The organism is Gemmatimonas sp., from assembly GCF_044376735.1.
Classification (GTDB): Bacteria; Gemmatimonadota; Gemmatimonadetes; order Gemmatimonadales; family Gemmatimonadaceae; genus Gemmatimonas.
This window is the reverse complement of the sequence record NZ_JBILKJ010000221.1, coordinates 1-3,675: the sequence shown is the minus strand read 5'-3', so window position 1 is coordinate 3,675 and position 3,675 is coordinate 1. Positions and strand designations below refer to the sequence as shown.

General features: G+C 66.9%; 5 protein-coding genes. 2 read left to right on the top strand and 3 right to left on the bottom strand.

The window, feature by feature from the left end; all coding sequences use genetic code 11:
- Positions 1–110 precede the first annotated feature (110 nt).
- Entirely contained in the window at positions 111–1,118 is a 1,008-nt protein-coding gene (locus ACIRA7_RS15755) for an alpha/beta hydrolase family esterase (RefSeq protein ID WP_396221789.1), read from the bottom strand.
- Positions 1,119–1,322: 204 nt separating this feature from the next.
- Between ACIRA7_RS15755 and ACIRA7_RS15750 the strand changes: the two genes are divergently transcribed.
- Positions 1,323–1,988, top strand: a complete 666-nt coding sequence (locus ACIRA7_RS15750; RefSeq protein WP_396221788.1) for a sterol desaturase family protein — start codon at positions 1,323–1,325, stop codon at positions 1,986–1,988.
- A gap of 59 nt (positions 1,989–2,047) precedes the next feature.
- Here ACIRA7_RS15750 and ACIRA7_RS15745 read toward each other — a convergent pair whose 3' ends face one another.
- Both ACIRA7_RS15745 and ACIRA7_RS15740 read right to left on the bottom strand, forming a co-directional pair.
- A complete protein-coding gene (locus ACIRA7_RS15745) occupies positions 2,048–2,506 on the bottom strand; it encodes a hypothetical protein (RefSeq protein WP_396221787.1) in 459 nt (152 codons plus the stop codon).
- Positions 2,507–2,610: 104 nt separating this feature from the next.
- Positions 2,611–2,967, bottom strand: coding sequence for a hypothetical protein (locus ACIRA7_RS15740; protein WP_396221786.1), 357 nt, complete (start codon positions 2,965–2,967; stop codon positions 2,611–2,613).
- Between the two features lie 282 nt (positions 2,968–3,249).
- Between ACIRA7_RS15740 and ACIRA7_RS15735 the strand changes: the two genes are divergently transcribed.
- Positions 3,250–3,675, top strand: a 426-nt coding sequence (locus ACIRA7_RS15735) for a transposase zinc-binding domain-containing protein (RefSeq protein WP_396221785.1), incomplete at its 3' end; no start/stop codon positions are given.

Below are 3,675 nucleotides of genomic sequence, written 5' to 3'. Positions count from 1 at the left end.
GCGCTGTACTCTCGACGGATAGTCGACCGACCTCGATTGAAATTCCTATCCCGCTGGTGCTGGTCCCCCGACGTCCTCCCGGGGTGCAACGTGTGCGCGATGCCCGTGGGCTACGGCAACCGCGCCTTGAAGAACGCCCACACCACCTCGGCGAACTCCACATCCCGATTCTGCGTGCCAGTGGTCGGGTTGCTGGCCGAGAACACGGTACGACTGGGTACCGCGTGCCCCGCCCCGTCGAGTCGCCACCACTGCACGGGGGTCGCGCCGGTGTACTCGAACCGGTTGGCGGGGCCGGTGTCGGTGGTGCTCGAATCGATCACGGCGGTGGTGGGCGTAACGCCGGCGCGTGCGTTGATGGCGAGCCAGCGGTCGCGCGTGTCGAGGGCGGAAATCACGCGTCCCCGATTGCAGGCGCCGCCGAGGTCGGCCACGCAGCCGCCATTCCACGGCATCTGCGTGTCACCGCTGCCGTGCAGCAGCAGGATGGGGAGGGGGCGCGTGGGGCCGGTGGTGCAGCGGCCCGACTTCGGGGTCACGGGCAGACTGCCGGCGCCGGTGGCCACGGCCCCCACGAGATCGGCACGCTGGAACGCGAACGCGTGCGTCATCTGGGCGCCGTTCGATCCGCCGGCCATGAAGATGCGAGATGTCGTCAGCCCGTACTCGCCGCGGACTCGCTCCACGAGCGCCGCCAGGAAGCCGATGTCGTCGGCATTGCTCTCGACCGTGTTGTCGGCCCGGCAATCGACCCACCCCGGCAGGCGCTGGGGGTCGTTCGCGGGCAGCCCCCCGGGGTACACCACCACGAACCCGTCACGGTCCGCCACGGTACGGAAAACCGAGAGCGGGTGCCGCCCGAGGATCGCCACATCGAGCCCTTCGCCTCCGCCGCCATGCAGGACGAACACGACCGCCTTCGGGGTCGTGAGGCCCGCCGGCACATGCACACGATACTGTCGCGAAACCCCACCCACCACGAGGGTCTGGTCGGTCATCTGACCCACAGGATATGGCGGCGATGACGGCGCGGGGCCGGATGCGTCGGGCTGGGTGGCCGCAATGGAGCAGGCGGACAGGATGGCACCGAGGAGAAGGGCGGCAAGGATCGGTCGCATTGGCGGAAAGAGACGAGGGACGTCGCGGCGTGCGGGTATCGCTCCGTAAGACGACCGACTGGTGGAGGTGTTAGGGGGATCGTCGAACGGCACGAGGTCCCGGCGATTTCCTCATGCGTGCCTCGTACGGCATGATCGGATCAAGGGGACGCGGGGGGGGCCGAGCTCTGGACAGCGCGAAGCACCCGGGGAATGATCCGAGGTATGGACCGGCTCGTCACCTATTTCGCCACCATCCACAGCAGCCACCGCTCACTTATTCTCGCGGGCGGCATCGCGTTCTTCTGGCTTTGGGAGCTGGCGGCCCCGCTCGACCGTCAGCCCTACGCCAAGGGGCGTCATGCGCTGGTGAACTTCTTCTTCACCGGCACGACAATCGTCGTCAACTTCGCGCTCGCCTTCCTGCTCCTGCGCACGTCGGCGTGGGCAGAAGCGGCCGGGGTGGGGTTGCTCCCGTGGCTCGCCACCCTGCCGCTCGTCGCGCAGGCCCTTATCGGGCTCCTCGTCCTCGATCTCGTGGGGGCGTGGCTGCCGCATTTCGTCGAGCACAAGACCCCGCTGCTCTGGCGGCTCCATCTCGTTCACCACTCGGACCGCCACGTCGACACGACGACCGCCAACCGCCATCACCCAGGCGAGAGCGTTGTCCGCTTCGTGTTCACGCTTGATGCGAGTCATATGGCGGCCTCGGACGGAAGAAGTGGTGCGAACACCGACAAATATCGGGAACCGGCTAACGCCCGGCTTCTGCAGCGGGCGATTCAACAAGATGCGAGCGCAGCGAGCTACCGCGCTGCCCGCCTGCAGCAAGCATCGTTAGCCAAGGTCGCCTCGCACGATGGCGGTCGCGCGACCGGCACGTCGGCCTGACCTACCCGACGCGCTACGACGGCACCGCAAGACCAGCCCGCGCGGATCGCCCAGATTGGCTACCGCGCCTCAGCACCAGTCGGGGGCACCGGCAACCGAGTACGCTTGCGGGGACATTCGGCGACAATCTGACGCACCGTACCAACACCGGCGTTCAGCGTACGATCCTGGAGCGCGCGTTCCAGCCGCGCCAGCACATAGACAGTGTCAGGGCCAACCCGAACGATCGTGCGGATATGCTCGGCGCGCCCGGCCCCTTCGACTTCACGAGACCAGAAGCGTCCAAGGACCGCCCTGCCCACGGCCTCCTCCGACCATGCCTGAAAGCCCGAGCGCTCCGCCACGCGCTGGACACACTCGGCCGTGGCGAGCGAATCGAGTCGGCGCACCTCAAGAGCGACCGCCGAGGTCGTGTCTCGGACGAGGAGCGGTGGTCGCACCACAGCTTCGTGAGACAACGACGGCGCGACGCTGCGGAGCGCGCCAACCATCCCGAGCAACACCACTGTCTTGGTCATTCCGGCCTCCATGGTTGAAACGTCTGTCCCAATCCTTACCGTCCACCCTTCATGCCGCCACACTGGCTAACGCCTCAGCGTTCTGCTGCTACGCGAGTGATTCGCTAATCGCGCTCGTACCAGTATGCCTCGAGAGCGGAATACGCATTCCAAAACACCGCCAGCCACATCGCTTTGATCGGCCCTACTGCAAAGACACCTGCCAGATACGCCGCGACCACACCGAACTGGACGAGACCGACAACCCAACGACCCTGTACGACTTGGGCCGCGCCCGGACAGAAAGCGCTGAGCAGCGCATGCTGCACCGCAGCTTCCTGCCGCGAAGCCGGAGGGGTTGTGACGATAGCAGCAGGCTCGCGCGCGGCGTCGATGCCACCGACATCGGCGGCCAGCTGGCGGTACTGACCACGCGTCGATTCATCAGGTGCCTCGCGAGCCTCACTCGTACCTACATGCATGCGCGGAGTGGTCAGGAGATGACAGTCCAGAACGTGGTCGCAATCAGTTGTGCATTGGCGCTGAATCAGGTCACATCTGGACAGCATAACGCCAGCTTCTGTTGCGAGCGGACCGCACGATGCTTCACGCCGCGCGGATGGTCGGTCCGCTCGGCAACAGCAAGCACCGTTAGGCCCGCGCCACGCAGACGTTGCGTCGAAACAGCCCGACGCGCAACGGAACGGTGATGGTCCGCATCCGAGTCGACTGTATGCTCGGCGCTCCCCGGTCCCGGAGCGGGCATGCCCGACGCGGCCCCGGCGGCGCGTGGCGTCTACAAACCCCGGCGCCCCCAGGCGTCGCCGCTCTTTCGGTTGGTGTCGGACCACCTGCATCGCCTGCAGACGGTCTACGACGAGCGCTTCGCGCGCGAGTATGGCCCATGGCGCCCCGTCGTCGCGCAGGTCGCTGACAAGTTCCTCGCCTGCGGCGTGCTCGAGCACGGGTTCGCGCGCATCCGCTGCGACGACTGTGCACACGAATACCTGCTCGCGTTCTCCTGCAAGTGTCGCTATTTCTGCCCGAGCTGTCACGCCAAGCGGTTGGCCATCTGGACCCAGTGGCTGGACACGACACTGCTCGCGCCAGTGCCGCACCGGCAGGTGGTGCTCACCATCCCCAAGCGGCTCCGGGCGTACTGTCTGTACCGGCGACGCCTACTCGGCGAG